Source organism: Streptomyces sp. NBC_00207 (genome assembly GCF_045160965.1).
Lineage (GTDB): Bacteria > Actinomycetota > Actinomycetes > Streptomycetales > Streptomycetaceae > Streptomyces.
In genome coordinates, this window is record NZ_CP130715.1 from 243,181 (window position 1) to 269,417 (window position 26,237).

A 26,237-nucleotide genomic window follows, 5' to 3' on the forward strand; every position below is an offset into this window, starting at 1 on the left:
GAGTGCCTGCCCGCCCCGAACAGCGCCCAGTCCCGCCGCCCGCAGGATGACCGGTATCGGATCGTCCGGGGCCCGGCCGTCCGGTGCAGCCGGACGGGGCGGGCGGCGCGCCTGACCGCCGGGGCGCAGGGGGTTTCGCTGTTCCCGAGGCCCGTCACTCCCCCGGCAGACGCCACGCCTGCGCCTGCACCGACGAAGCGCGGAGATCAGATGCCGAGGTCGTCCTCAGCACGCCTTCGGGACTTGCTCTGCAGCCTCCCCAGCGGGGCGGGGTCTTCCTCCAGTCCGGTGGCCGACGCCTTCCAGCCGGTGTCCCCGGGGTAGAGGGTGCTGCGCAGGAAGGCCGTGCTGAGGCGCTGGATCAGGGCGACGCGTGCGGGGCTCTCGTCGGTCGTCTCGGCGACCTCGTACCCGGGGACGCCGCCGAGCGAGTGCTCGGCGCCGAACAGCGTGAGCAGGCTCTTGCTTCCCGGGCTGTAGGTGTAGGCGTCGGTGAACCAGTCCGGTCCGCGCGTGGACAGTGCGGAGTCGTCGCGGTCCCCGGCGACGACGAGGGCCGGCGTGGTCATCGTGTCGAAGGACGGCTTCATGAAGGGGAGGTTCTCGGCGGCGAACGGGGTCAGGGTGTCGCCCAGACCGGGCAGCGCGAGCAGCACACCCGCCTTGACGCGGGGGTCGGACATGTCCTCGCCGGGAACGCCCTCGGAGTCGAGGACGCGGGCGCCCAGCAGTGTGCTCGCCGTCTGCGCGCCCCAGGAATGGCCGGCCACGGCGATGCGGCTGCGGTCGAGGCGCCCGTCGAGGCCCGGCACGGAGGCTTCCAGGACATCGAGGCCGTCCAGTACGCGTGTGAGGTCCTCGATACGGAAGCGCCAGATCCGCGGCGTTCGGGGGTCCTCGGCGGGGAGCCCGAGCGTCCTGGAATCGAGGTGGGTGGGCTGGATGACCACGAAACCGTGAGCCGCCCAGTGGTCCGCCAGCGGGGCGTAGCCGTTCATCGACCAGCCGAAGCCGTGCGAGAAGACGATGACGGGCAGATCACCACCGGTCGCGGGGGCGGACACGCGGACCTGGAGGTCTTCGCCGCGACCGGCGGCGGGCAGGACGACCGGCTTCGCGGACAACACCGTGGCGGGTACGCCTGCGGAGTGCTGCGCGATCGCGGTCTTCGAGTCGGACATGGGAGTGCCTTCCATTCGGTATTCGGTGCCTTCGCAGGCTTGGCTTCGATGGGCCTCGATGGGCCCGGCGATCGGTGGCGCCGCAGAACCGGCAGAGGTGGCGCGCTTCTCACGCGCCGCCCCGACAACGCCGGGTAACGGGCGGCCGCATGCTCATCTGTTCGGAGGGCCCGATCGCGAACACGGGCGGTCTGGCCGGCCGCCCTTCGTTCTGCCATCATGAATAAAACGGAACGTTGCTCCGTTAAAGATACGGAACGCTGTTCCGTTTTACAACACCGGTTCCAGACCGGTTGTGGAGGGAGTGCCTCGGTGAGCGAAAACGGGCAGGGTCCGGGAAGCTCGGCCAAGTCCAAGCGCAAGGACGCCCGGCGCAACCAGCAGACCCTGCTGGACGCGGCCGCCGCGGTCTTCGTGACCTCGGGCGTGGAAGCGCCGGTACGCGACATCGCGGCCGAGGCGGGCGTCGGGGTGGGCACGATCTACCGCCACTTCCCCACCCGGGCGGATCTCGTCATCGCGGTCTACCGCCACCAGGTCGACGCCTGCGCCGAGGCCGGCCCGGCGCTGCTGGAGACCAGCCCGACACCCCATCGCGCGCTGGGGCTGTGGGTCGACGCCTTCGTCGACTTCCTGGTCACCAAACACGGCCTGGCCGCCGCGATGCAGGGGGACGGCGCCGGCTTCGAGACGCTGCACGCCTACTTCCTCGAACGCCTCGTGCCGGTGTGCACCCGGCTCCTCGACGCCGCCGCCGCCTCTGGTGAGATCCGCTCCGACCTCGACGCCTACCAGCTCATGCGCGGTATCGGAAATCTCTGCATCGGCGCCGAGAGCGACCCCCGCTACGACGCACGCCGACTGGTCGCTCTCCTCGTCGCAGGACTGCGCCAGCCGAACTGACCGCGTCGGCCGCGGTCGTTTCGGGCGCAAGCAGGCATCGACGCCACGCCGGTCGCAGGTGCGTTCGCGGAAGGTCTGCGCGTGTCGACGGAACGAACCCGGGGCGAAAGGGGCGGGTTCAGTCGATGACGGCGGTGGCTTCGAGCTCGACCAGGTGCTCCGGTACGTCCAGGGCGGCGACGCCCAGCAGTGAGGCCGGTGGGACCGGTGCGGCCCCCAGCTTCGCGGCCGCCCGGGTGATGCCCTCCATGAGCCGGGGCATCTTGTCGGGGGTCCAGTCGACGACGTAGAGGGTCAGTTTCGCCACGTCGTCGAAGGAAGCGCCGACTTCAGCCAGGGCGGTACCGACGTTGAGGTAGCACCGCTCGACCTGGGCGGCGAGGTCGCCTTCGCCGACCGTGACTCCGTCGGCGTCCCAGGCGACCTGTCCGGCGACGAAGACCAGCTTCGATCCGGTCGCGATCGACACCTGGCGGTAGGCGTCTACCTCGGGAAGTCCACCGGGGTTGATCAGGGTGATGGCCATGTCATGTGCCTCCATTGCCATGAGAGCCCGCGAGGCGGCTTCCTTCAAGCCGCGCCGCACTCGCTCTCTTGTGGTTACTCAGGAACCGTAGGAGAGTGGTCTCTGACATGGAAGAACGCACTTTTCGGTGACTGGGGAACCTCATGGTGACCAAGCAGTTCAGCGGCACAGCCGACGAGGCGGACCTGCGGCGCGCGGACTCGTTGGGGCGGGAGATCTTTTCGGACGTCGCCAACAAGTGGGCGCTCCTGATCATCGAGGCCTTGGGGGAACACACCCTGCGCTTCGGCGAGCTGCGGAACGAAGTCGAGGGCATCAGCCACAAGATGCTCACCCAGAACCTGCGCATGCTGGAGCGCAACGGCCTGGTCGAGCGGACCGTGCACCCCGTCGTGCCGCCACGGGTCGAGTACACCCTCACCGATCCGGGCCAGGCCCTGCGCGTGACGATCGACGGACTGTGCGCCTGGACCCACCAGCACTTCGCTCACATCGAGGCCTCCCGGCACCGCTTCGACGCCTGACGGGACGACCCGTCGGGTACGGGGCCGGCGAGGGCTCGATCACCGCCCAGGCCTGATCAGTTGCTGCTGTGCGGACGCGCTCCAACCGCTGCGCGCAGGGGGCCGAGGACCTTCTACCGGCGCAGCGGAGCAGTGCGTTCCTCCCGTAGGTTCATCGTCATGATCATGCGCATACGCGGTGTCGTCCTGCCCGATCGTGTCGAGCGGACGTTCTGGGTCGATGGGGATCGGTTGAGGACCGAGCCGCCTGCCGGGGCGGCGTCGAAGAGGGTCGAGACGGTGGTGGACTGCGGCTGGCTCCTGCCGGGGCTGGTCGACGTCCATACGCACCCGGGGGCTGAGAGCCCTGATGACCGCTTCGATGAGGCCTTGCTGCGGAAGCATTTGACGGCGCACCGTGACGCCGGGGTGCTCCTGGTCCGGACGCCGGGAACCGCAGACCGGATGCCCGGCTGGGTGGACACGGAAGCCGGTCTGCCGCGCGTCCGTTCGGCGGGCCGCTGGCTCGCCACCCCCGGCCGGTTCTTCCCCGGGGTGGGGCGAGACGTCAGCGAGGACGAACTGGCCGGGGCGGCGGTCGAGGAAGCCACGGCCGCATCCGGCTGGTGCAAGGTGATCGGCGACTGGCGATGGGACGAGCCTGCCGTGCCCCTGGACGTACTGAAGGCGACCGTCGACGCCGTGCATGCCGTCGGTGGGCGGGTCGCAGTGCACTGCCAAACCAGCGAGGGCTCGCGCAACGCCGTCCTGGCCGGAGCCGACAGCCTCGAGCACGGCATGCACCTGGACCCGGAGCTCCTGGACCGGATGGCCGCCCAGGGGACCGCGTACGTGCCGACGCTCACGGCCTTCGCCGGAAGTGTCGAGAACTGGCAGGGGCGCGAGCCCAGCGCGCGGCGCTCCGACTGGCTCGACGGCTGGCAGGGAATGGTCGACAACGTTCGCCTGGCACACGAAGCGGGGGTCGTCGTCCTCGCCGGCACGGACAGCTTCCCCTGCGGCACGGTGGCCACGGAGTCCCGATGGCTCCTGCGGGCGGGAATGCCGGCCGAGGAAGCTCTCGGGGCCGCCTCGTGGACCGCACGGAACTGGCTCGGGCTGCCCGGTCTGGTCGACGGAGCGCCCGCCGACCTGGTCGCCTACGACGCAGACCCCGTGGCCGAACCGGCCATCCTCGGGCAGCCGAAGCGAGTGATCCTGCGGGGGCGGGTACTGCGCTGACGTGCTGCCCGCATGTGGGCCGATGCCGCCGGCGCCGCTACGGTCGGGACGCCTGCGGCACGGGCCCCGGGCGCCCGATCGAGTGGGCAAGCGCTTCGATGGCCGCGCGTTGTCAGACCCCGTCGATACGGTCAGCCCATGAGAGCTACTGGAACGTTCACCGTCAAAGCGTTCGTCCCGACCGAGCTGACGCCGGACCCTGCCGTGTCCACCGGACTCCCCGTGGGTGTCGCAACGATGGAAAAGTCGTTCGAGGGCGAGGTCGCCGGTCTCTCGGCGACCTTGTTCACCTCCGCATTCGACCAGGCGACCGGCGTCGGCACCTACGTGGCCATGGAGTCGTTCGAGGGCTCCCTGAACGACCGGGACGGGGCATTCAACTTCGTGCACTCGGCGACCACGTCCGGCAGCGACCGCACCGCGGAGTTCTTCACCATCGTGCCCTCGAGCGGCACCGGCGAGCTGGCGGGAATCTCGGGTGCCGGGGGCATGGCGGTCGATGCCGACGGCACACATCGGATCTGGTTCGACTACCAGCTCAGCTGAGTGCGCCACTGACTGTCCGCGCCCGAGCGGCACTTGTGCCTCAGCAGCCGGATACGTGGGGGGGGTTGGGCGACGCGCCTCCAGGCCCTGGGGACCTGGAGGCGCCGGCGGAGTCGCCTTATCGGATTGCCGTGGGCGAGCCCGGTCGGGTAGGAAGCCTGCATGCTTAGAGGCAGCAAAGTCGGGCTCAGGGCCCGGCACGAGGACGACATCCCGATCCTGCGGGCCGAGCTCTACGACGACGTGGTGAACGCCTCGCGGGCCGAAAGCCGGCCGTGGCGGCCGATCACGCCCGGTTCGAAGGACTCGCGGCTGGTGGTGGACGACAAGGCGGACGGGCACGTCCCGTTCTCCGTCGTGGAGCTGGACGGCGGCACGCTGGTCGGCACGGCGAACCTGTGGGGCATCGACAACCACAACCGGTCCGCGCACATCGGCCTCGGACTGCTGCCGGCCTCTCGAGGGAAGGGGTACGGCACCGACGTGGTCACGGTGCTGTGCCACTACGGTTTCGTCGTGCGGGGCCTGCAGCGCCTGCAGATCGAGACGCTGTCGGACAACGCCGCGATGCTGCGCGCCGCCGAGCGCAACGGCGACCGGCCGGCCCACCGAACGGAAACTCACCGACGACAAGGTCGTCAGGACGGTGAACGTGGCCGGCACCGTGTGGGAAGCGGGCAAGAAACGCGCTGGTCGGGACGAGGTTTCGATCTCCCACGCCGTCGGGCTGTTCCTCGAGGCATACGCCGCCGGCCTCCTGGACCTCGACGCCATCACGGCCCGGCTCGACGCGCTCGCGGCCGGCGAGGACCCTGCAGCCGTCTCCAGCCCCGGCGCATAGACGGAGGACACCTCCTCCGCCCTCGCCGCGCCTGGCTGGAACACGGACGACGTCCCGAACGCATTGGACATCCTCGACGCCAAAGACAGGCTCTGACCTGCACACCCGTACGCCCCGCCCGGAAATCCGGGCGGGGCGTACCTCGTTCACGAGAGGGCCCGTTGTAGGGCCGCGGGTCAGGAGCACCAACGGCGAATGGCGCTTTGACGCGAAGCGGGTTGCCATGGTTCTGGCGGGTGAACTTCGCGTGGTTGCTCGACCAGGCCGCACGAACGATCGGCGGACGGCGGACGGCGGACGCGACCGTACAGCGTCGCGTGACGCCGTCCGCACTTCCCGGCCTGCAAGAAACGTTCATTTTCGGCCCGCGGCCAGGTGGTCGGTGCGTACATCCAGTCCTGCACGGACCGATTGCGGGTCGGTCGTATCTGCACCGAACTCGGGAAACGACGGAACAGTCGTTAGCGTTAAGCGCCTTGGGATCCCGGAGGCCTTACGCCACGCCTCACACGACCACGAAGAGAGTGATCCTATATTGGATATTGGAATCGAAGGCCACAGCTCCCCTTACACGGCAGCTGGGTACTGAGTCGTTGACATCGAAAGCGATGTTGGCGACTGACAGAGTGGCGACCCCCATGTGTGGGACCAATACGCCATCTTTGAGCTTCATTTCGGTGATGTGCGCCAAGATCGCGCTATCTTTGTTGGCGCCGGGAACGTCGAACCAGTGGGTGAAGTGTCCGTGACCGTTGAGGTCGTAACGGAAGGCGTTGAAAATCCAACCCCTGGCTTCAATTGAATCGGGTGCGATTCGCTCGTCCTTAGCGACTACGGTCTCGTCTGCGACTGCCATCTTTAGCTCCTCAGTCTGATGGCGGAAGGACTGTCACCCCTTTAGCGTCCTCTTCCTTGGCTCTCTTCGGAGCATTTGGCCACACAAGGGGCCACTAGCCGGAGGGCTCGTTAGCTAGTTTTCCAGCACCCTCACTTCTCCCAGTGCAGCACGGACAAAGAATGGCCGCAAGTGACGAGTTAACTAGAGAAGTTGACGCGTTGACAGTTGACACATCGACAAATGAAACTGAAATTAACAGAGTTAATAGCTGTTCGATACTCACCGCGTGGAGGAGAGGTCCTGCAGCCCAGCCGCTGCGAGGCTGGCCCCATCGACGATGACGAGGTGCAAGCGATTGGAGCCGGGATCGGCGCCACGCCGGCGCAGACCGCGCTGGCGTAGATCCTCACCCGGGGCGCCGACATCGCCCCCATCCTTGGAACCCGGCGGGTCGCCCGCGTCGAGGAGAACACCGCCACATACGGCATTGTTTTTGGCGGGATGAACGAGAGCCAGTGGGGCGGCGGTTTCGGGAGCCACGTTGGTCCATCTGTGAAAGAGACGGACGACGACACAAGTCCGTGATCGGCGGGGAGAATGAGGGCCACTCTGATCGAGTGAGGGTTTCCAGGCGGCTCCAGCGCGGCACACGCGTGCCGCAGGAGGCAGGCAGTCATGCTTGGCAGAGTGAGGGGCGCACTCAATCGAGAACGGGTTCGATACGCGGCTGGACTGCTGCTTGCCTTGGCGTGCGTGGCTGCTGGTCTCTGGGCCGTGATCGTATTCATGACAGGCGAGCTGACCGCATCCGACGAGCCCGCTGTGTTGTGCGGCCTGTTGGTCTCGCTGATGCCCGCCGCTGCCCTGGCGGCGAAGGCACTGAAGCCGTCCGCCGATGTGGATCTTGTTAAAGCGGCCGGGAACCTGGCCGAGGCTGTAGAGGCGAGTGAGCTGGCGCAGCGCACTCAGCTGCTGGCTGGTGACAATCAGCCGATCGATGTTGGGTTCGCCTTCCGGGCCGCCCCGTCACGGGACGCTGCTGGGGCCGGGCCTGCCGGCCGGCTCAGCGAGATCGGTGAGTACTACCGTCGTCTGCAGCCGGGACGGTTGCTCATCACCGGAGCCCCCGGGGCGGGAAAGACGGTTCTGGCCATCGAGCTGATGCTCAGTCTGCTAGAGGCGCGGCAAGTCGACGAACCCGTACCGGTTCGGATGAGCCTGGCTGGCTGGGACACCACCCAGCCCCTGAACACATGGCTGGCCGAAGAACTCGCTGACGCCTACCAGGTGACCAGGACAACCGCCAAACGCATGATCGGGCGCGGCTGTGTGCTGCCTGTGCTGGACGGCCTGGACGAAATGGACGCCGACATCGGCAACATGGGATGGTGCCGCGCTGTTGCGGCCCTGGCTGCTCTCAACCAGTCCTCTGCTGGCCGGCAAAAGGCGCCGCTGGTTGTGATCTGCCGGACTGCCACCTACGACATCCTGGAGACAAGGGCCCGCCTCCTGGACGCAGCCCGCATCGACCTGTCAGCCGTGACATCGGAGCAGGCACAGTCCTTTGTAGCCGCTCGGGCTCTCAGCCCCCAGCAATGGCAGCCGGTTGTCGACGACGCGCAACGCAACCCACAAGGGCCAGCCGCCTACGTGATGTCCACCCCGTGGCTGCTCACCCTGGCGATGACCGCCTACGAAGCCGAGGGCGACCCTGCAGAGATCCTCCATTTCAGCGAGCCCAAGGCCCTGCGCAGCCACCTTCTCGACCGCTTCGTACCAGCCGCCACCGAACTGCACAGGCGTGCAGGCCATCGCGCCTACCGGCCAGAGCAGACCACCCGCTGGTTGGGGCTGCTCGCCCGCTACCTGACCGACAACGCACGCGCACCCCGCACCGTGAACGGCCACGAGCTGCCGAGTACCGACCTGGTCCTGCACCGGCTGTGGCCCCTCGCCGGAAAACGAGCCAGGGCCGTGGACGTCGCGATTACGTGTGTCGCGGGACTGGCCATTCTGCTCCCCAGGGTGCCCTGGGTCATTGGCAGTGTCGCCGATATGTTCCCGTTCGCCATTCTGGCGCTGCTGGTGATCGGGTGGATTTTCGCCTCGGCCAGAACAGCGTGGCCCGCCCCCAAAGGCATTTCTCCCGGCCGTCTCCTCACCCTTGATGGATGGCGTGCTGTTATCGGACCAGTCACGTTCGCCATCGCCTCTGCCCTGACCCTCTCGCTGGCCACCATTCTGTCGATCGTTGTCGCCCTTGGCCCTGAATTCTTCATCGTGGACACCATGGTCATGTACCTGGCTTTGTGGGGTCCCATTGCTCTGGCTGGGGGTTTTGCTTTCGGGCTTCGCCACAACCTGGAGACCACGGCAACCAGCAAGGGCCCGAATTCCCTTGTCCGAGTGGATCTCCGCTCAGGAATCCTTCTCGGCTTCACTGCTGGAGCCACCGCCGCTTTGGCGTCGGAAATCCATTTCAGCCTCACCGAACCTGAACCCACCGAGCCGTGGTCTTATGGCCTGGTTGGGTGGATCGTCGGGTCGGCGCTCGCCATCGGCGCCTTTTCGGCGGTCGGCGGGATCGTCTGGGCGGCAGCCTGGCGCCGTTACTTCGCCACCCTGCTCTGCACGCGCCGGCGCCTGCCGTGGCGCCTGGGACGCTTCCTCGCCTGGGCCCACGAAGCCGGCGTGCTCCGCGTCGCCGGGAACGCCTACCAGTTCAGACACCGAGAATTCCTGGAGCACCTCGCAGGCACTGACGCCTCCCAAGAACATCCCCAGCGACGGGCACAGGATCGGTAAGGCAGCCCGGGCCATCCTCTCGTCAATGCGACGGTGTCGGCTGACACACACCGTGGCTGACTGCGCCGAATTGCGCGATCGTCTGTAAAGGGATTGGGCTAGCGGTGGATGACCGCGCACACCAGTCCCGTGGGCCTAGATATGGGCGCCGACATCAACAACCCGCAGACCCTTACCGTAGACGGACAGGCCGACCGCTGCGGATGTCGTATTCCGGCAAGGCCGTCCACCGAATGTTCGCGACTCGGATCCGATCGATCGTGTGTTTCTGCTTCGCGGGCGCCACCAGATCTGAGCACAACATCGCGTCGATGAAGCCCTTCACAGGCTCCAGCACGCTCTCGCGCGGCGGCGGCTTCTCCGCTTCGCCAGCACTGGACACGCCAATGCCTTCGCCACCGTGTTTCGCGACACGCGGTACCGCTGAGCAAGCATCCGATCCGACATCGTCGGATCAAGCCGCTTGTCCCAGCGGATCCGTTCAAAGATCCACTCACGCGACCACCGGTCTCCTGACACGACCGTGATCAACAAGCACAGGGTGTGAGCGGCCAGACAGCCTAAAGAACTCATTACGCCGAAAGCCGCATGTCACACACCATCACACCGAGTGGCTCCCAAACTCACCGCCCGAGCCAGTGGCTCCCGAAAACCACGCCGCACTGGCTCTCCTACAACCCGCTAGAAACAACTCCCGACATCGAAGTACACCGGACCCGGCTCGCTGCCGCCGACGAGCACACCCACCGCGCCCGCGTGCGCATCCCCGGCGACGCCGGCTTCGAAACCAACCTCGGCGCGGCACGGGTCTACCACGAGCTCCACGGGACCCTCGCGGCCCCACGGGGCGCCACCGTCCTCGACATCGCCATCGGACAGTGGCTGACCAACGTCCGCCGCCCCGGCGGACTCGGCAAAGACCCCGCACGGGCGCAGCGGCGAGCCGCCGCGCTCACCGCGATCGACCCGGACTGGAACCCGGGAACGCTCGGATGGACGGTCGACTGGCAGCGGCACTACACCTACCTCGCCCAGCTCCTCGCCGAGGGTGCGCGGCCTGCCACGATCGTCCCCGGCGTGACCCGGCACGGCGAGGACATCGGACGATGGCTCGCTTCACAGCGGCGGAACTGGGACCGACTCAACGCCGAACAGCAGCACCGGCTCGCCGAACTCGGCGTCAAGAAGGCCCCACGCGCCCGCAAGACGGCGGCAAAGACGGCTACGGCGTCCGGGCCGCGCGCCGGCGGGGAGCCGTTCCAGAAAGGCCTGAAGGCCCTCCAGCAGTACGTCGCGCGTGAGGGCCGACTGCCGGGGCGGGCTGTCGTCGAGCGGCTCCCCGACGGCACCGAACACCGCACCGGCAACCAGAAAGCCCGGCGCGACAAGCTCGACCCCGCGCAGCTCTCTGCCCTCGCCGAGGCCGGCGTGCACTGGGCCGCCGGATGATGGTGGGGTGATAGCGCTCGTTGAAACTCCCCACCCTGTACTCGGCTCAGGGGACAGGCCTGCTCGCCTCAATTACCCACCCACGGCCCTCGCAGCGCTCCTCCGCGCCGGGATCTGCTGCGTCCGTGCGGGACCTTTGCTGCCGTCAGCCCCTCGCCATCCTGAAACTCAATCAGCACCGCACAGTCGGTGAGATAGATCCAGCACACAGGAGAGCAGTCCAGCACCGCTTCCGCATGGCTTGCCACCAGGGCAGCCTCCAGCGCAACGGACGGCACCGCAAGGTTGCCCCAGAACAGGACGGCAAGTTCATTCGCCCCGGCGTAGGTGCCCACCAGTCTGCGCAGTTGGCTCGCATCGAACGCCTCACAGCGCTCGATCACCTCGGCCCCTTGCCAGTCCAACCGACACGATCCCACTGCTCCGAAGCGCCCCAGACTCAGTGCAGCAAAGGTGCGGTCCTCCTGGAACGACAGCACCATCGCCGATTCACCAACGACGTCCAGAAGCGTTGCGATCTCCTCCGGATACGTTCCGTACATCTCGCCAGCGCTCAAAACGGTTCCCGAACGTACTCTCGATGGTCTCCGGTCTGTTCAGAAGGTTACGCCCTCGAAGTACGGGCAAATCGATCACTCCATGCGCGTGCAGGGAACTGGGGAACGAAGAGCGGACCTGGGAAATTCACAGATCCCCATCAGGGGCGGCCTGTCTCAGGAGCCGCCCAACGCGGTCAACACTGCTCGATCAGTTTCCGGGGGACGCCTCGCCGGATGCCGGTGGCTTAGTACTGCAACGGTGTTTGCCGTGACGGTTGGGTAGTTTCTGGTGGTGTGTGGCCGCGTCGTTTGTAGTGGCTGACGCGGGCCTGGAACTGTCGTCGCCGGCGCCAGTGTGACCAGTGCAGGATGTGGTCGATGCTCGGGCGGGGTCGGGTGAGTCGGCCGATCAGGCGTCGGACTTCGGGCAGGGTGAGGGGTATGAGCTGGGAGGATCCGTTTCTGCTTTCCCGGTGTCGAGTTCGCGGGCCCGCAGGACGGTGAGGCAGGCGTGTGCGGCCATGGCCAGGGTCATGTGGCGGTGCCAGCCGTCGTAGCGGCGGACCTGGTAGTCGTCCAGGCCGCACTCCTGCTTCGCGGTCTGGAAGCATTCCTCGACCGCCCACCGGCTGCCGGCGATGCGGATCAGCTCGTCCAGTGTGGTCTCGGCAGGGCAGTAGGCGATGTAGTAGGAGATCTCTTCGGGCCGGCGGACGCTGCGGCGGGCGATGACCCAGTGCCGGCGGTCCTCGCGGTGCCAGGGCCGGACCTCGACCCTCGCCCAGTCGTAGACCCGCGGACCATGGGCCCCGTTCCCGCAGGAACGGCGTTTCCATTTCTGCCTTGGCAGCCCGGGAAAGAGGTCGTGGACGGGGTGGTCGATCGCCCAGCGGGTGACGACGGTGTCGTGCCGGGTGGTGGCCATGACATGGAAGACATCTGCCCGCTCGAGCTCCGTGCGCCAGCCCTTGGAGAAGCCGTAAGCGGCATCCGCGGTCACCCAGCGGAACGGAATCCGGCCTGTGATCGCCCGGCGGACCATGGCCTTGGCCATCACCACCTTCGTCTCGAAGGCGACCGTGTCCTCAATGCCGGCAGCCCGGCACCGTTCCCGGTCATCCGTCCATGAGGTGGGCAGATACAGGCGGCGGTCGATCAACGTGCGGCCCCGGCCGCCGGCATAGGCGAGGAACACTCCGATCTGGGCGTTCTCTGTCCGGCCGGCGGTTCCGGAGTACTGGCGCTGGACCCCGGCGGAGCGGACACCCTTCTTGAGGAATCCGGTGTCGTCCACAATCAGCACCGCTTCCGGGTCGCCGAGATGCTCGACGACGTAGTCCCGCACGTCGTCCAAGACCTCATCGGCGTCCCAGTCGATCCGGTTCAGCAACCGATGGATCCGGTCCGGACCCCCATGCCCGGCTTCCTCGGCAAGTGTCCAGCCGTTCTTCCGCTCCAGCGGAGCTATCAGCCCCCGCATATAGGCAAGAGCCGACTCCCGTGGCTCCGACCTGGAGAAACGATGCAGGAACCGCTCATGCAAAGCCTTCAGTTCACCAGCCCACAACCGGGCATCTGCAAGTTCCCCACCCATGACCTGAACAACGACGGACCTGCCCAACCGTCACAGCAAACACCGTTGCAGTACTAGGACTTGTCCGGTCGATCATGGCTGTGGGCGGTCGGGCATGATGCCCGGGTGAGCATCATCCTGAAGTTCTTCGTGGCGCCGGACGACACGTCAGCGGGCCTGGCCCTCAAGACTGGGCCGGGACAGGCATTCGAGTCGCTCTCCTTCGGTAACTTTGATCCCGAAGAAGCCGTGGTCGAGTGGGAGTGCCTCCTGGCCGGTGCCAGCTTCGAGGAACTCGTCGAAGCCGGTGAGCCTCGCATCGTCGCTGGCCAAGACAACGACGGGTGCGTCGTCTTCGCGATCTCGCCTCGCCTGACCACTGTACTCGCGGACGCAGGGCACTCCAGGTTGCGTGACGTCGCTGCCTCGTGGGCTCAGCTGCGTGCGGAGGACGGCGAGGTCATCGACACCGAGATCGCCGACGGGATCGTGGGCGATCTGGCTGCCCTCGCCACTAGCGCCCGGCGCCAGAACCAGAGCGTCTACTGCTGGGTCACGTAGGAGCTCATGTCCGGAGCAGATGGCGACGGCCGCCGCGGTGGCGGTGCCGAGAAGACGTAGCCGCGTCGGGCCTTCGACGTTCAGGTGGCTGCTCGCGGACGGGCCACTGCGAGGGCAGGCTGAGTGCCTGTCGCCTTTCACCTTGCCACTCGTGCTGCTGGTGGCCAATGAACAGATCCCGATCGAGGCGGTGCTGAGTGAGCTGACGCCGGCCGAAGTTCCGTAGTGGAGCGGGCTTTTGCGGGGTGTGCCGGAACGGCTCGCTGCCGCGACGCGCTCGGGCCAGGACGCCCGCCTGCGCTGGCCCGATAGGCAGGAACGCAGGGTGCGCCTGGGCGGAGAGCCGCTGGTGGACGACCAGGGGCGTCCGATCGTGGCCTTTCTGGGCGCGAGGCCGCCCCCGGCCGGGTGAGGGGGCTGAGGACGCATGGCTGCCGGTGGGAGAGTGGTCTCGCTGCGGCGGTCTGGGGGATGACGGTCGTGACGGTTGCGAGATTGACCTTCGCCGCCTCGCCCGCGACTACGAAACCCATCCGCACCGCTCCGAAGCCATGATTCGCGTCGCGATGATCGACCTCATAAGCAGCAGCCTCACGCGAGAATCCACCCCGAACTGGCGGTATACCTAAGTCCAGAGGCTTCAGTGGAGCGGGTGGGACCGCTGATGCTGATCAGGCGGGGCGAAGCTCAGCCCGTTCTCGTCGAGAGCATTGAAGACGGTCACCCGACTCGTCTCGAAGACGAAGCTGACGTCGACGTTTCCCTGAGCCAGATCCCCGCCTGTCCACTCAAGCAGGTCGACCCCTTTGAGAGACAGGCCCCGCAGAGCCTGAAGTCCGGGAAGAGGCTCGGCACGCCACTGCAGGTCGAAGCCGGGCCACCGGACAGGGGCACTGGGGTCGATCACGTTCCACGTGAGGGAGAGATCGTCGAACTTGTGATGATTGATCTCAACCTGCTCGCCCTCGAAGTCGAACAGGACCGGGCAGTCGCAGAACCACTCGTCGTCATGACGATCCCAAACCATCCAGACTCTCGTCAGAGTCCGGCCGGCAAGACCACGCAGGCGATGCGCATGCTCCCGCACGACCTCACTGCGGCGGTTCAACCACAACGGCTGGTAGCCCGCGATGCCAAAATCGAACATTGCGTCATCTTGTCAGAGCTGCCTCATGTCAGCTCGACGCAGCCGAAGTGACAGCCGACCGACCACTTCTCAAACACCCCTGCCGGGACAAAACGCTCTTTGAGCAGCCATGGCCGCTCAGGGGCCAGCCCGGTTGCAGGAGCACCGTAGAAGGCCGCGGCGACCGGGAACGTCCGCTACGCAGTTGGCGCAGGACGACCGGGATGTCTTCGGAGCCTGCCAACCACCTCCCGATGGTCGGGGGGCGTAAACAGGCCGGGTTCAGACCGCTGTCCTCGGAGCCACTCACATCAGGGGAGGGAAGCCGCACGTGTAGTTGAAGGGTTCGTCATCAGCGGGGGCGGCGGGGGCGGGGGTGTTCTTCACGTCGCGCACAGCCATGAAGATGAGTCCGATCACGAGCGAGAAGAGTCCGCTGCCGAGACACCACCATCCGGCGGTTGTCGGGCGGGCGTCCGCCATCGGGCCGTCAGTGTGCAGGAACAGCCCGACGAGCAAGAGCAGCATGCCGACCGCGACGGTGCCCACAGATGCCCGCTTCAGCCCGTGGGCGCCGTCAGTCGGATCTGGCTCCGGCTGGGCCGACTCCGACGGCGTCACCGGGTTGCTGTCACCGCCGTCGCGCCGGGTTGCGCCCCCGGCAACCCGCGGCCGGCCTGCGGCGACACCGTCTTCCCGTAGGACGGAGTGGAGGTCGAGGACCTGGCCGACGGCCTGCAGCGCCGGGGCGAGCATCACCTCCTCGGCGTGAGTGTCCTGGCCCGCTTCGGCTGCCGCGAGTTCCACCTGAAGGCCCACCAGGTCCTCCCGCAGCCGGGCGGACTCCACGCGGAGCCGGTCGCGTTCCTGTCGCAGGGATGTCGCCTCGACGGCCGAGTCCTCCAGCAGGCCGCGCATGGCATGGATCTTGTTCTTCTGCGCGAGCAGGTCCTGGCGGAGGCGCGCTTCCTCCTCTTCCCGGGCCCGCACCTGCTCCTCGTGTTCGGCTCGCGCCCGATCGAGGTGGGCGTCGAAGGCGGTGCGGTCGCGTCGGCGGGCGTCCTGTTCCTCGTGGAGCTGGGTGTTCAGGCGGGCGGTCTCTTCCTGATGGTCCTGTCGCTGCGTGCGGAGTTCGTGCTCGGCGGTGGCGAGGGCCTGGCTCGTCGTCTCGTGCCGGGCCAGGAGGTCGTCGTAGGCGGCCTGGTGCCGGTGGTGCTCGCCGAGGGCCTGCTCCAGCCGGGCCTGGACCTGGTCGTGGAGGAGGACGGTCTCCTCGTAGGCGTCGGCCATCACCAGGCGTTCGGCGAACGCCGGGTGGGCCTCTCCCAGGGCCGCGGTGTGCAGACGCAGTGACAGGGTCCGGACCTCTTCACTCGCCCCGCAGAGCTGGACGATCGCCTCGACCGTGGAACGGTGGGGCAGCCGGTCTCCCGAAAGGTTCTTCGACAGGGCCGAGGCGCTCAGAGCCACACCCGGGGCGACGTGCTTGCAGGCCAGGTCCGCGGCCCCGATCAGGGACCGCAGGTGCTCGACGAGCGCCCGCTTGCGCGGACGGTTCTTGAAGACCTCCGGCTTCAGCGGGTTGAGCGGCCGGCGCGCCGGCCGGGTCTCTCCGCCTGCGGGTCCTTCACTGCCGGTTCCCTCCTCGGCAACACCCGTCATCCCTGTTCCCCCAGTTGACAGCTGCGGAAAGAAGATCGTTTCCCTTGGCGCACCCGCTGCTGCGACGTGACGCTCGACCCACACCCCACCGCACGCCGCTCCAGCGGCAGACCGGGCGGGGGCCGTCCTGCGACCTTCCATGTACTGAGGAGAACCATCGTGCCGAGCTGTCGTGCCCCGCGTGGCCGCTTTCCCGTAGATCTCGCCGTCTTCCTGGCGATCCTGGCCACCGGCGTCGTCCTGGTCCTTGTCGGCCATGTCTCCCCCGAGGCCCTCGCCGGCTACGCCTCCGCGCTCGCCGGGCTCTACGCGGCCTGGCACCACCGACCCCGCAGCGGAGAGACACAGCGGACTCCGCCCGAGGCCCCGCCCGCACCCGAGCGGTAGACACTGTCGCCCGACCCGATCCTGAGCGGCTCCTCGGCGAGAAGGCGGTCCACAGCAGCTCAACCGGGGCGGTGCTCGCAACCTCACGGTCGACAAGTACCGCAAGCGGAAGCGGATGCGGCGGGACGCGGTCCTGATGGGCGGGGACGCCCTGGATGTGCTCCCGGCGCAGCGTGCCCCTCTCGGAGGAGGACCGTGAGGTCCTGGAGCAGCTGGTGATGCCGCAGATCAGGAGCATGCGTGACAGCCAGCGCCGGCGGGTGGTGGAGCTGCAGAGCCGGGGGCTGAGCGATGCGGAGATCGCGCTGCTGATGCCCCTCATCCGGATCCTGCGCACCGTCGCCGCCACCCACCCCGACCGCGAAGAGACCGTCACCAAGCTGTCCGCCCACGCCGTCACCCACTCACCCGCCGCTCAAGCCGCGGTCTGACCGAGGGGATAGCGTCGGTGCTCGCAAAGCCGAGCCGGGCACCAGCCGCGACCCGCCCGCCTGGGCGCGGCCAGCAGTTGCCCAGCTCATTGGTCGCCCACGTCACGGAAGGGCGCGCGACAGGAGCCAGAGGGTGCATGTCTACGACGGCCGGCAGGCCCCGGGCCGCACACCTGCGGGGCAGCTGTTCGTGCGGCTGGCGGGCGATGGCTGAGTATCCGCTCGACTGGACCACCCTCCCCACCAAAGGCCCCTGTAGGAGTCCGGCTACGGCTTGCCGTCTGGGGCGTCCCGCTCGAACTTCTCCTTGTCGAACCGGCCGTCCTTATCCGTCCAGCCCAGGTCGCCCATCACCTTGTTCATGACGGCGAGCGTGTAGTCGTCCTCCTTCAGCGGCTCGCACGGCTTTGGCTTCGCCTCGTCGCCTTCGGGCCGGGCCTTGACCGCCTTGACGCACTGCTCGACGGATTCGTCGTAGCTGGGTTCGCCGCTGCAGCCGGCGACCAGGACGGTGGCGGCAAGCAGGACGGTGATGGTGCGGGTGCGCATGGGTCCCCCAGGTGGCGTGTTGGGGGGCATCATGCCGGGCGGCTGGGCCGGGCGGGGCTGGTTCGCAGGAGTGGGCCAGCGGTCAGGGCTAGGACTGGTTGAACGCCCCCTCCGCTTGAGGTGGGCCTACGGCGCGTGACCCGCCGGGTCGGCGTTCGCCGGCTCGAACGGCGGCGGCCGACGGGAGGCTCCCGTCGGCCGTGCACGTGGATGGAGATCGGCCCCCTGGCTGTGTCAGGGCCGGGGCAGTGGTAGGCCGGGCATCTGCGGGTGCCGCAGATGCTGCCCGCCGTCGTAGAGGTGCAGGGTGAAGGTCTCCGGCCCGGGCCTGCCAGCCGCGTCGTAGGCGTCCAGGAGACCCTCGATGCGCTCCCACAGCTTCACCGGTCCGCCCTCGCGCACCTGCCAACCCCCCTCGCCAGGGGTGAGGGTGGCAGCGGAGCCGGTGACAACGTCGACCAGGTGCACCGCCTCGCCCACGGTCGTCATCTGCGCGTCCGGCACCGTGCTCTGGGCGAGGAACCTAAGGTGGAACGCCTCTTCGGTGGCGTCGCTGATCCGCTTCGGACTGTGCGGGGTGGTCCGGGGCGTGTGCGGCAGGCCCTCGACCCAGTGGGCGGGGTTGCCGAACGTCGGCGCCGCGTGGGTGCGCGCCGACATGAACGACACGGTTCCGGGAAGCAGCCGGCCCTCGGCGGTGCCGTCGGCGCCGGCCGTGAGGAGGACGCGGGCGTATCCGTAGAGCCAGCCCGAGAGGGTCAGGAGGATTTTCCCGCCGGGCCGGGTCTGCGCGAGCAGGGCAGGGGGGACCGCGCGGAACGAGCAGGCGGCTACGACCCGGTCGAAGGGGGCGTGGGGCCAGTACCCGTAGAGTCCGTCCGCCGCCGCGAGGGTGGGGGTGTAGCCCAGGCCGTACAGGGCGTTGGCTGCCTGGCTGAGCCGGTGCGGGTCGACCTCGATGCTGGTGACGTCGGCGGATCCGAGGCGTTCGCAGGCGAGCGCGGTGGAGTAGCCGGTTCCGGTGCCGATCTCCAGGAGCGTGTGGCCTTCCTCCACGTCGGCGTCCGCCCACATCCGTACGACGAGCGACGGGAGTGTGGAGGAGGAGGTCGGGGCCCCGCCGTGCCGTACGGCTGGGCGTTTCCAGTCGGGTTCGTCGCTGTCGAACTGCGTGATCAGCGTCGTGTCGGTGTACGCGCCGGCCAGCCAGCGGCCGTAGTCGAGTTCGGCGGTGACCGGCTCCCAGACGGTCAGGCCCTGCTCGTCGCGTTCGTCGGCGGGCAGGTTGAAGCCGGGCACGAACCGGTGGCGCGGCACCGTCTCCACCGCGTGGCGCCAGGCCGGGTCGGTCAGTGCTCCGTCCTCGGCGAGGGCCTTCGCAGCATGACCTCTACGTCGCCCCCGCCGGAGAACCCGAGACAGTCCCGCCATTCAAGCCCGATGATGATCTCCAGCGCGTCCGCCAGGTCGTCGGCGATCAGCCCACCCTCTCCTTCGGAACTCGCGAACACCACCGGCCGACGGCCGTCCTCCTCAGCACACAGGAAGTACGCCCCGCCTGCGGACTCGCCGGCTATCGGCTCCAGCGGTGCACCCGAGGCAAGCCTCAACCCCTCGCCGTGATACTTCCGCCCGATGTCGAAGCCGAACGACGTCCGCAGCAGCAGATCGATCTCCGGGGTGTTCCGGATCAGGTCGAGCAGATGATCACTTGAGGTCATGGCTGGACGATATCGAGCGCCCCTGACAGGCGAGGCGAGGCGGGCTCCCCGGCGTGTGCCAGGCGGATGCGGTCAGGGCGGCCTGCGAAGAGGTAGAAGAGTGACTCGGGGGTGTAGCCGGGGCGGCGGAACCAGTTCAGCGACCGTCGTGCAGCCCCTGCCCTGGCAGCACATCCCCGAGGCGTCGTGAAACCCCGTGCAGCCTCACCGCTGCGATATCGAGGAGCACGGCCGCCTGCTCTGCGGGTAGCGTCGGCTGCACGGGGTGCGGCCCTGGCCAGCAGGGCCGCGACGGGGGCCGCGCCCCGACACAGAGCTTGAAGCCGGTGTGGGCTGTGCCGCCGGACCTCTGTTCTCCTCGGCGCGGCGCGGCCGAATCTGCGTGATCCGCACCGCTAGCCTCAGCGCATGGCTGACATGTTCGAGCACCTGCCGGATGTCTGGACGGCGGGTCGGCTTCGCACCGCCCTCGCCGGTGTCTCCGACGACACCCCCATCCACATCGGGGTCGCGGACGAGCCGGGAAAGCTTGACGGGTACGAGGAGTTCGTCCTGGTCAACGCCGAGCCTGTGGAGCTCGCCGACGACGACAGCGCTCCGCCGCAGGTCCAGTTCACCCTCTTCGCCGACGCTAAAGCAGGCGTGTACCACCGGCACACGGACTGAGTGAACAGGCCTGCAAGTCGCCGGACCAGCAGGGCGGTGGCGGCGCCCGGAATGAGCTGTGTCAGTGATTCTGCGGGTCGTCTCCCCCCAGGTCGGCTCCTCGAGCCAGCAGGCTCGTTAGGCGCAGGAACCGACTGCGAGTCGTGGGAGGAGCCAACGTGGGCAAGCAGAAGAAGGGCCGTAGGCACCGCCGTGTGAACCGGACGCCCCGGCCGGTGATGAGGATGCCCAATGCGGGGCGTGCCCTCAGGCAGCCGCCGTCGGTCGCAGGGAAGCCGGACCTCGTTCGCCCCGCGGAGGACTCGCCGCACGGGCCGGAGGTGTCCTCTCAGGGCAGGCGGACCGCTGGTGGCACCCTAGACGAGTCGACGGAGTCGGTGTTCTCCAGCCAGGCGGAGGGTGGGCTCGGGCACCCTGCGCAGCGCACATGGAGCGGACTGTGGGCAGCAGGCGGGCAAGAGTGCAGCGTCGAAGAGCTCTGCAAAGTCGTCGGGTTCACCCCGCGCACGATCGTCAAGCATCTGGAAGGACTGGCCGCGCACGGCCTGGCAGCCCGGGGAGCGGGCGGGGGCTGGATCGCCGCCGAATTGCCCCAGCCATATCCGCCGCAGGAGCGTGCTCTGCCGGATCCGCGAACTGGAAGCCGGGGTCTGGCCGGCAGGTCTGTCCCGTAGCGTCCGCCCTGCTCCGTCAGTGATCCAGCGGGGCGGCGGGGTAGGTCGTCTGCGACTTGTGGTGCAGGCAGGATGGGCAGGCGCAGCGGTCGGACTCGACATGCTCGGCGAGGACTTGGCACTGGAGGCAGCCGCAGTAGTCCGGCCTTCCCGGCTCCCGCACCTGACCGGGGTCCTGTGGTCGGGGCAGGGGCCAGGCTCCCGGTTTGTGGGCAGGATCGCGGAACTCGGTGGTCGCGGGCGCAGGTGTTGGTCGGGCGAGGACTCACAGGTACGCTCCCAGATCGCCCTCTTCTCCAACCGGCGGTCTCAGCGTCACCAAGTGCCTCCCTCCTCAGTCGGGCCGGGCAGCCGCGCTCTTTACGTGTCCCGTGCCCTCGCGGTTACCTGGAGCGCACAAGTACGAGCCACTCCTCGAAGCGGCCGGGGTGGTCTCCCAAACAACGTGCTGGACGATCCGCAGCTGGTGCAGTGGAGCGGCGCAGGCGCGCACGAGTGGCGCGCTGCCTAAGCGACCATGGCGGGAAGACAAGCCCCCTGCTGATTGCGCAGGGTCGCTCGCCGTCGTGTCCGCGCCCCACGGCGAACCTGTGCGGGGTGGGGTCAGACCTCGCCGCGCCAGGCGCCGCTCTCAGTGCCGCGCTCCTCGATGAACTTCTTGAACCGCTGGAGGTCGCCAGTGACCTGGCGGTCGATGAAGCCGAGCTTGTCGGCGATGTTCTCCGCGAGCCCGTTGGGGTCGAAGTCCATGTGCAGGGTGACCTCGGTGTGGGAGGGGTCGATGGGGTGGAAGGTGACGACGCCCGACTGTTCGCTCCTTCCGCCGACGGTGACCCAGGCGACGCGCTCGTCCGGGATCTGCTCGGTGATCTCGGCGTCGAACTCCCGGTCCACCCCGCCGATCTTGGTCACCCAGTGGGTGAGGGTGTCGTCGATTTGCTCGACACGCTGCACGCCGTCCATGAACAGGGGGAACGTCTCGAACTGGGTCCACTGGTTGTAGGCGGTGCGGACGGGGACGTCGACCTCGATGGATTCCTTGACCTGCGACACGGCTGAGGGGCTCCTTCCGGCGGGGGCCGTGATGCGGCCCGTTGATCTGGGGCGGATGGATACCTGCCCGCTGGCCGCACCCACCTGTCGGCCAGGCGCGTGAACCCCTCGGACGGCCGCTCGAATCGACGAACGGGGCCCGCTCACGGCTCCTCAACCGAACGCTGTCGCGGTCGCCAGGGGCGTTTCAGTGGGTGGGGTGCCAGTGGTGGCTGCGCACCACGTACGGGGCCAGGGTGCGGGCGCGCCGCCACATACCGTAAAGCTGCTGGGCCGGGCGTTGCTGCTCGCTGTGGAGGGCGTTGAGGATGATCAGCCCGCAGGTCAGGGCCGGTACGGACCACTGGGCGTAGGACAGGTGGCGTTCGGCCTGCCCGATGTCGACGGGGACACGTTCGGCCTTCTCGGCGTCCTGGGGGTTGCCGGAGGAGGCAAGCTCGATCTTCTTACCGAGGACACGGGTGTAGGCGGTGGCGGCCAGCGCGGCACCGGTCAGGACGGTCTTGGCCACGGTGGAGGCGCACACTCCCTGCTGGGTAACCACCCGCGCGGCGTTGGCTGCGAGCAGACCGCTGGAGCCGACGAGGTGCATGCCGATCGCGGCCGCACCCACCGGCGCCCTGGCCCACCCCGAACTCGCGATCCGGGCACCTTCCTCCCAGCTCCCGCCCTGGGCCTTCGCCGCGCCGTTGAGACCGACCGCGCCCATCAAGGAGCCTCCGAACCATGCGGCCAGGCCCACGTCGTGGAGGCTGCGCAGGACGGTGTCGCGTTCGGACATGGGGTGACTCCTCGCGGGCGGGAGCGCCGCCAGGGCGCCGGCGCTCCCGCCACCGTCACCCCGCGAGACGGTCTGGTGCCAGTGCAGCTGAGCCGAACGGCCCGCGGGTACAGCGCGAGCGGGCCGGCCGTATGCCGCTCCGGCCGCTGCCCGGCCTTCGCACCGGCCCCAGGCCCAGACGGTGCCGTTTGAACCGCGGGCTTCCATCAGCTGAGCCGACACCACCACCCCACGTGGCACCCTTCACCCTGCGCTGAGACCCACCCTCCCGTCGCAGCGCACCGGCCCGGCCTGGCCTGGCCTCGGACTTTCGGGGCCGGGCCGGTGCGCGTGCGGGGAGCCCACGGGCCAGCACCATCCGCCACCGCGAGCGCGCCATCCACAACAAGATCATCTCGTCAATGGTCAGCAAGTTCTCGGCCAGGGCCTGTGGTACGGCGGGGCGGCGTCAGATGAGGCTGGCGGAGCGCCACCTCGGCAGCCGCGGGCGGTCAGCTGGATACCGCGGCCGCAGGACTGCGGCAAGAAACTTGAGGTACGGCTCGTGCGTGGGCTGGGTCGGCCCGGCGGTACTACCCCCGACGGATGCGGCTGGGCACCGTGCCTGACCCGCGCACGCCATATCGGCGCGGGCTGCAGCGACTCTAACCGGGCCCTGCCCGGTGTCCCACCCACTTGTGTGACACCAGGCAGAGCAGCACGGGTCGCGGGCCTCGCCAGCCGCGGAACCTGGTTCCTACGCGGTCGTACGGTCGGCCTCAGCGCGCTCCATCCCCACGCATCGAGGAGTCGCCGTCATGGGCGGTCAGCAGGACAAGCGCCAGAGGCCGGGCAAGGGCCGCGAGAAGCAGCAGCGACCCCAGCCCCGCAGCGACCCGGCCAGGACCCGGTCCACCCCGAGCCCGGCGCCCCCTCCCGCGGCGGCCAGCGCCCCGACGAGAACAAACGGAGCCGCGAGGAAGACCCGCTCCAGGGCGAGCGCGAGCGCGACGAGGGCGTCTGAGCGCAAGCGGTACCCCACGCACGCAGAGCCCGGCCGGGCCTGTAGTCACCCGGAAGGGCCTCTGTCACGCCGCCGCTGGCCCGGCCAGGCCCTCCCGACCCCGTACCGGGCCCCACAACCGGAGCCCGGTACGGCGTGGCCCCGGGCAGGAGGTCCCGGGGCCCCGCTCAGCCGGCCCGCGCCGGGCTGCTGACCTCACACGGCCACCATGCCAGCGGCCACATTCCGGATTCAGGCGGCTCGCCGCACGGCGGGCCGCCGCCCCTGTCGACGCTTTTGACATGGGGGCAGCGGTCGGGGGCATGGTGGAGAAATGAGCGATGACGCGAGGATCAGGCGCGCCTCAGAGTTCCGGACCGAGATGTGCGCGACGCAAGGGGAAGCGGTGGTCACGGTCACCGGAGAGATCGACCTGATGACCAGCCCGATCCTTCGCGCCGCCCTCGAAGAAGCCATGGCCGACCGCCCGCACCACCTCGAAGTCGACTTCGCCCACGTGACCTTCTGCGACTGCGCCGGGCTGACCGCCCTCCTTCGGGCTCGGGCCGCAGCCCGGCAAGCCGGAGCGTCCTTCACGCTGGTCCACGTGGACGCACCCACCGTGATCCGGCTCTTCGACCTGACCGAAGCTGGCCCGCTCTTCGGACTCAAGCTCGCCGCAGCCTGAACCCGGGGGGCGCGGTTGTGGTGGTCTATCCGGCGCTGCGGGTGCCGGGCGGTTCCTGGGGGTCGACGCCGGTGGAGGCGGAGGCGTCCTTCGTGCCGCTGGGACGCTGGGAGCGGCCCCGGGGGCCGAGGTCGTGCATCCCCTTGCTGCCGGATCCCTTGCCCTGGTCCTCACCGCGGCTGCCCGTGCTCTTGGAGGGGGTGCCGTGGGGGTTGCCCGATTCTTCTTTCGAGACAGTCCTGCCGGGCCCCTTGGAGGGGGCGTACTTCTCCGGGTGGAAAGAGCGGTGGGCGCTGGGGTTGTCCTGCTGCTTGGTCTCGTCCACGTCCGGTGACCAGCCGTGCTGCTTGGTTCCCTTGTGCCGGCTCGACCCCTCGCCGTGCGGGGGCTCGGACGGCTTCGGCTGCTGCTTCGCCATATTCTGACCTGCTGTCCTGTATGCGGAGGACAGACCGCTCGGACACGCTCGCCCTACCGCTGGTAACACCATTCTCCCACCATCGGACCCAGCCAGCCCAGCACAATGCGGCGGGGGCCGTCCACCTCGCCGTCGCGTCAGGGTGCAGCCCGGCCCGATCTCCGGCACCACCTTGACCTGCGGTGCCGCCCTGCTGTGGGCATCTTCCCTGCACAGGACCTGATCACCCCTGCCGGGGCAGGTCGCGCGGTCTGCTGGGTCAACCCGCGCCCACCGGCGCTGTCGACCTCATGGAAGCCCTGCGCGCCTCCGTCGAACGGGCCCGCAGCCCCGAGGGCACCGGGCGAGAAGGCCAGCACCTCCACAGCCCGCGCAAGGAGCGAGGGGAAGGGGCCAGCCGACGCGAAGAAGCGCACTACCAGTTCCCCGGGAACTTCCCGTTCCCGGTCGCTCCGTTCGCTGACCAAGGCCGAGCTCTACGAGAAGGCCGCCAAGGCCGGCATCCGCGGCCGATCGGGCATGAGCCACGACTAACTCGCCGACGCCCTCGCCAGCGCCAAGAGCAGCTGACAGCCTCATCGCACACTCTGGGCTTCAGCGCTGCGCTTGGAAGTCCGTTGCATGGCAAGGCACTCGGCCGTCCGCCGAAGGGGGCGCATGGACCATGAGACCGCTCGGGGCAGCAGGCCGGGGGCCATTCGGGCGGCGGGACGGGGTCGGCGTGTGCTGGATCAGGTGTGGATGCGGCTGTTGGTGCCGTCGTGGTGGTCGGCGTGTTCGTCGTCGAATCGGTGCGAGACGGCCCGCGGCTGGCGTCATGGGCCGGGCGCGCCTCCGGGTGAACTGGGGCGCTCGCCGCCCCAGCGGATGCCCGTGCGCCAGGGGCCGACCGCACAGGCATCACGCAGTTCACCCCCGTGCGGCGCCGGAGTGCCGCCGCCCTCGCGGGCGCGTGACGTCACGGAACCCGGGCAGGTGCGGTTCATGGGCACACTGAAAGGCTGGGAGCGGGCGATCGAGCAGGCCGAGCAGGCCCTTGCGGAGAAGCTGTTCGGGAGTGATGCGGTGGAGGCGGAGGTGGTCGAGGTGCTGCTCCGAACGTGCGACGAGCAGGCCGTCGTGTGCAGCTCCCACCTCACCGTGGTGCCGAACCTGTACGCCGTCGAGCTGCCTCCGCCCGTGTTCGCCGAGATCAGCCCGCATCTCACCATCGTGGGGCAGGAGCTGACCAACCGTTTGGAGCGCCACGGCGAGCGCGAGGGCTACGAATGGGCCGGGCCGCTCACGGTGCGACTCACCGCGACCGACCACGTGCCCAACGGCCGCTACCAGATCCGCTGTGCCCCAATGGCACACATCACGTCCGCGCCGCTGAGCGCTCCGGACGCGTAACCCGGCGGCCCCCCACCGCGAACCTCTCCAGACAGCATCCTAAGGCGATCGCTCATCGGTGAGTTCAACAAGATCCGGTTGAGCCTGGGGCGCTTCCTCGTTCTGGGACTGGAGTTCCAGCTCGCGGGTGATGTGCTGCGCACCGCCGTCGCCCCCAGCCTCGGAGTCGCATGAACCGGCTCACCCGTCCAGACGCCGAT

At 68.6% G+C, this 26,237-nt stretch carries 27 protein-coding genes and 4 pseudogenes; 17 read left to right on the forward strand and 14 right to left on the reverse strand.

Annotated features, from left to right (window positions below; translation table 11 throughout):
* Positions 1 to 206: 206 nt before the first annotated feature.
* A complete protein-coding gene (locus OG472_RS01185; protein WP_405940671.1) occupies positions 207 to 1,181 on the reverse strand; it encodes an alpha/beta hydrolase family protein in 975 nt (324 codons plus the stop codon).
* 312 nt (positions 1,182 to 1,493) lie between these two features.
* Between OG472_RS01185 and OG472_RS01190 the strand changes: the two genes are divergently transcribed.
* A complete protein-coding gene (locus OG472_RS01190) occupies positions 1,494 to 2,084 on the forward strand; it encodes a TetR/AcrR family transcriptional regulator (RefSeq protein WP_401614600.1) in 591 nt (196 codons plus the stop codon).
* A 118-nt stretch (positions 2,085 to 2,202) separates the two neighbouring features.
* Here OG472_RS01190 and OG472_RS01195 read toward each other — a convergent pair whose 3' ends face one another.
* Complete coding sequence (locus OG472_RS01195; protein WP_405940672.1) at positions 2,203 to 2,610, reverse strand: RidA family protein; 408 nt, start codon at positions 2,608 to 2,610, stop codon at positions 2,203 to 2,205.
* Positions 2,611 to 2,753: 143 nt separating this feature from the next.
* On the opposite strand from OG472_RS01195, the gene OG472_RS01200 reads away from it, so the two are divergent.
* The 5 genes and pseudogenes from OG472_RS01200 (at position 2,754) to OG472_RS01220 (ending at position 5,742) form a co-directional block, all read left to right on the forward strand.
* A complete protein-coding gene (locus OG472_RS01200; RefSeq protein WP_401614604.1) occupies positions 2,754 to 3,134 on the forward strand; it encodes a winged helix-turn-helix transcriptional regulator in 381 nt (126 codons plus the stop codon).
* 159 nt (positions 3,135 to 3,293) lie between these two features.
* The gene (locus OG472_RS01205; RefSeq protein ID WP_405940673.1) at positions 3,294 to 4,355 is read left to right on the forward strand and encodes an amidohydrolase family protein; all 1,062 of its coding nucleotides are present in this window, start codon (positions 3,294 to 3,296) and stop codon (positions 4,353 to 4,355) included.
* A 138-nt stretch (positions 4,356 to 4,493) separates the two neighbouring features.
* Positions 4,494 to 4,901, forward strand: a complete 408-nt coding sequence (locus tag OG472_RS01210) for a DUF3224 domain-containing protein (protein WP_401614608.1) — start codon at positions 4,494 to 4,496, stop codon at positions 4,899 to 4,901.
* 162 nt (positions 4,902 to 5,063) lie between these two features.
* Positions 5,064 to 5,495: pseudogene (locus OG472_RS01215) on the forward strand (GNAT family N-acetyltransferase); the annotation flags it as partial.
* 52 nt (positions 5,496 to 5,547) lie between these two features.
* The gene (locus OG472_RS01220; RefSeq protein ID WP_405943260.1) at positions 5,548 to 5,742 is read left to right on the forward strand and encodes a hypothetical protein; all 195 of its coding nucleotides are present in this window, start codon (positions 5,548 to 5,550) and stop codon (positions 5,740 to 5,742) included.
* A gap of 505 nt (positions 5,743 to 6,247) precedes the next feature.
* Here OG472_RS01220 and OG472_RS01225 read toward each other — a convergent pair.
* Complete coding sequence (locus OG472_RS01225; protein ID WP_405827075.1) at positions 6,248 to 6,598, reverse strand: hypothetical protein; 351 nt, start codon at positions 6,596 to 6,598, stop codon at positions 6,248 to 6,250.
* A gap of 321 nt (positions 6,599 to 6,919) precedes the next feature.
* On the opposite strand from OG472_RS01225, the pseudogene OG472_RS01230 reads away from it, so the two are divergent.
* From OG472_RS01230 to OG472_RS01240, 3 genes and pseudogenes are all read left to right on the forward strand, one after another.
* A pseudogene (locus OG472_RS01230) lies at positions 6,920 to 7,069 on the forward strand (aldo/keto reductase); the annotation flags it as partial.
* Between the two features lie 285 nt (positions 7,070 to 7,354).
* Positions 7,355 to 9,385 carry an NACHT domain-containing protein gene (locus OG472_RS01235; protein WP_405940674.1) on the forward strand — a complete coding sequence of 677 codons (2,031 nt, stop codon included), beginning with the start codon at positions 7,355 to 7,357 and terminating at the stop codon, positions 9,383 to 9,385.
* A 588-nt stretch (positions 9,386 to 9,973) separates the two neighbouring features.
* Entirely contained in the window at positions 9,974 to 10,834 is an 861-nt protein-coding gene (locus OG472_RS01240; RefSeq protein ID WP_405827078.1) for a helicase associated domain-containing protein, read from the forward strand.
* A 68-nt stretch (positions 10,835 to 10,902) separates the two neighbouring features.
* On the opposite strand, the gene OG472_RS01245 is transcribed toward OG472_RS01240, so the two are convergent.
* Together OG472_RS01245 and OG472_RS01250 are read right to left on the reverse strand one after the other, a co-directional pair.
* Positions 10,903 to 11,391, reverse strand: coding sequence for a hypothetical protein (locus OG472_RS01245; protein WP_405827079.1), 489 nt, complete (start codon positions 11,389 to 11,391; stop codon positions 10,903 to 10,905).
* A 391-nt stretch (positions 11,392 to 11,782) separates the two neighbouring features.
* Positions 11,783 to 12,967: an IS701 family transposase gene (locus OG472_RS01250; RefSeq protein WP_405940675.1), complete on the reverse strand. Its 1,185-nt coding sequence runs from the start codon at positions 12,965 to 12,967 to the stop codon at positions 11,783 to 11,785.
* A gap of 105 nt (positions 12,968 to 13,072) precedes the next feature.
* On the opposite strand from OG472_RS01250, the gene OG472_RS01255 reads away from it, so the two are divergent.
* Together OG472_RS01255 and OG472_RS01260 are read left to right on the forward strand one after the other, a co-directional pair.
* A complete protein-coding gene (locus tag OG472_RS01255) occupies positions 13,073 to 13,507 on the forward strand; it encodes a hypothetical protein (RefSeq protein ID WP_405827082.1) in 435 nt (144 codons plus the stop codon).
* Positions 13,508 to 14,010: 503 nt separating this feature from the next.
* A pseudogene (locus OG472_RS01260) lies at positions 14,011 to 14,136 on the forward strand (IS5/IS1182 family transposase); the annotation flags it as partial.
* A gap of 11 nt (positions 14,137 to 14,147) precedes the next feature.
* On the opposite strand, the gene OG472_RS01265 reads toward OG472_RS01260, so the two are convergent.
* Both OG472_RS01265 and OG472_RS01270 read right to left on the reverse strand, forming a co-directional pair.
* The gene (locus tag OG472_RS01265) at positions 14,148 to 14,654 is read right to left on the reverse strand and encodes a hypothetical protein (protein WP_405827083.1); all 507 of its coding nucleotides are present in this window, start codon (positions 14,652 to 14,654) and stop codon (positions 14,148 to 14,150) included.
* Between the two features lie 285 nt (positions 14,655 to 14,939).
* Entirely contained in the window at positions 14,940 to 16,295 is a 1,356-nt protein-coding gene (locus tag OG472_RS01270) for a hypothetical protein (RefSeq protein WP_405827084.1), read from the reverse strand.
* Positions 16,296 to 16,454: 159 nt separating this feature from the next.
* Between OG472_RS01270 and OG472_RS01275 the strand changes: the two genes are divergently transcribed.
* Together OG472_RS01275 and OG472_RS01280 are read left to right on the forward strand one after the other, a co-directional pair.
* Positions 16,455 to 16,682, forward strand: coding sequence for a hypothetical protein (locus OG472_RS01275; RefSeq protein ID WP_405940676.1), 228 nt, complete (start codon positions 16,455 to 16,457; stop codon positions 16,680 to 16,682).
* A 155-nt stretch (positions 16,683 to 16,837) separates the two neighbouring features.
* Positions 16,838 to 17,113, forward strand: a complete 276-nt coding sequence (locus OG472_RS01280) for a hypothetical protein (protein ID WP_405827086.1) — start codon at positions 16,838 to 16,840, stop codon at positions 17,111 to 17,113.
* Positions 17,114 to 17,380: 267 nt separating this feature from the next.
* Here the strand turns inward: OG472_RS01280 and OG472_RS01285 are convergent, their stop codons facing one another.
* The 3 genes from OG472_RS01285 to OG472_RS01295 form a co-directional block, all read right to left on the reverse strand.
* Entirely contained in the window at positions 17,381 to 17,662 is a 282-nt protein-coding gene (locus tag OG472_RS01285; RefSeq protein WP_405827087.1) for a hypothetical protein, read from the reverse strand.
* Between the two features lie 234 nt (positions 17,663 to 17,896).
* Entirely contained in the window at positions 17,897 to 19,093 is a 1,197-nt protein-coding gene (gene tgmC, locus OG472_RS01290; RefSeq protein WP_405940677.1) for an ATP-grasp peptide maturase system methyltransferase, read from the reverse strand.
* Positions 19,012 to 19,383: a hypothetical protein gene (locus OG472_RS01295; protein ID WP_405827089.1), complete on the reverse strand. Its 372-nt coding sequence runs from the start codon at positions 19,381 to 19,383 to the stop codon at positions 19,012 to 19,014. The genes tgmC and OG472_RS01295 overlap by 82 nt, the downstream gene beginning before the upstream one ends.
* A 408-nt stretch (positions 19,384 to 19,791) precedes the next feature.
* On the opposite strand from OG472_RS01295, the gene OG472_RS01300 reads away from it, so the two are divergent.
* Positions 19,792 to 20,049, forward strand: coding sequence for a DUF6225 family protein (locus OG472_RS01300; RefSeq protein ID WP_405827090.1), 258 nt, complete (start codon positions 19,792 to 19,794; stop codon positions 20,047 to 20,049).
* Between the two features lie 1,277 nt (positions 20,050 to 21,326).
* Here OG472_RS01300 and OG472_RS01305 read toward each other — a convergent pair.
* From OG472_RS01305 to OG472_RS01315, 3 genes are all read right to left on the reverse strand, one after another.
* Positions 21,327 to 21,776, reverse strand: coding sequence for an SRPBCC family protein (locus tag OG472_RS01305; RefSeq protein ID WP_405827091.1), 450 nt, complete (start codon positions 21,774 to 21,776; stop codon positions 21,327 to 21,329).
* Between the two features lie 187 nt (positions 21,777 to 21,963).
* Positions 21,964 to 22,557: a hypothetical protein gene (locus OG472_RS01310; protein ID WP_405827092.1), complete on the reverse strand. Its 594-nt coding sequence runs from the start codon at positions 22,555 to 22,557 to the stop codon at positions 21,964 to 21,966.
* 805 nt (positions 22,558 to 23,362) lie between these two features.
* Entirely contained in the window at positions 23,363 to 23,566 is a 204-nt protein-coding gene (locus tag OG472_RS01315; RefSeq protein ID WP_405827093.1) for a hypothetical protein, read from the reverse strand.
* 307 nt (positions 23,567 to 23,873) lie between these two features.
* Between OG472_RS01315 and OG472_RS01320 the strand changes: the two genes are divergently transcribed.
* Positions 23,874 to 24,227 (forward strand): STAS domain-containing protein, encoded by a 354-nt coding sequence (locus OG472_RS01320; protein ID WP_405827094.1) that lies wholly within the window; start codon positions 23,874 to 23,876, stop codon positions 24,225 to 24,227.
* Between the two features lie 25 nt (positions 24,228 to 24,252).
* Here OG472_RS01320 and OG472_RS01325 read toward each other — a convergent pair whose 3' ends face one another.
* Positions 24,253 to 24,645 carry a hypothetical protein gene (locus OG472_RS01325; RefSeq protein WP_405940678.1) on the reverse strand — a complete coding sequence of 131 codons (393 nt, stop codon included), beginning with the start codon at positions 24,643 to 24,645 and terminating at the stop codon, positions 24,253 to 24,255.
* 984 nt (positions 24,646 to 25,629) lie between these two features.
* Between OG472_RS01325 and OG472_RS01330 the strand changes: the two genes are divergently transcribed.
* Together OG472_RS01330 and OG472_RS01335 are read left to right on the forward strand one after the other, a co-directional pair.
* Complete coding sequence (locus OG472_RS01330) at positions 25,630 to 26,037, forward strand: DUF3662 domain-containing protein (protein WP_405827096.1); 408 nt, start codon at positions 25,630 to 25,632, stop codon at positions 26,035 to 26,037.
* Between the two features lie 54 nt (positions 26,038 to 26,091).
* Positions 26,092 to 26,196 (forward strand): annotated as a pseudogene (locus tag OG472_RS01335) (DUF1622 domain-containing protein); the annotation flags it as partial.
* Positions 26,197 to 26,237: the final 41 nt, after the last annotated feature.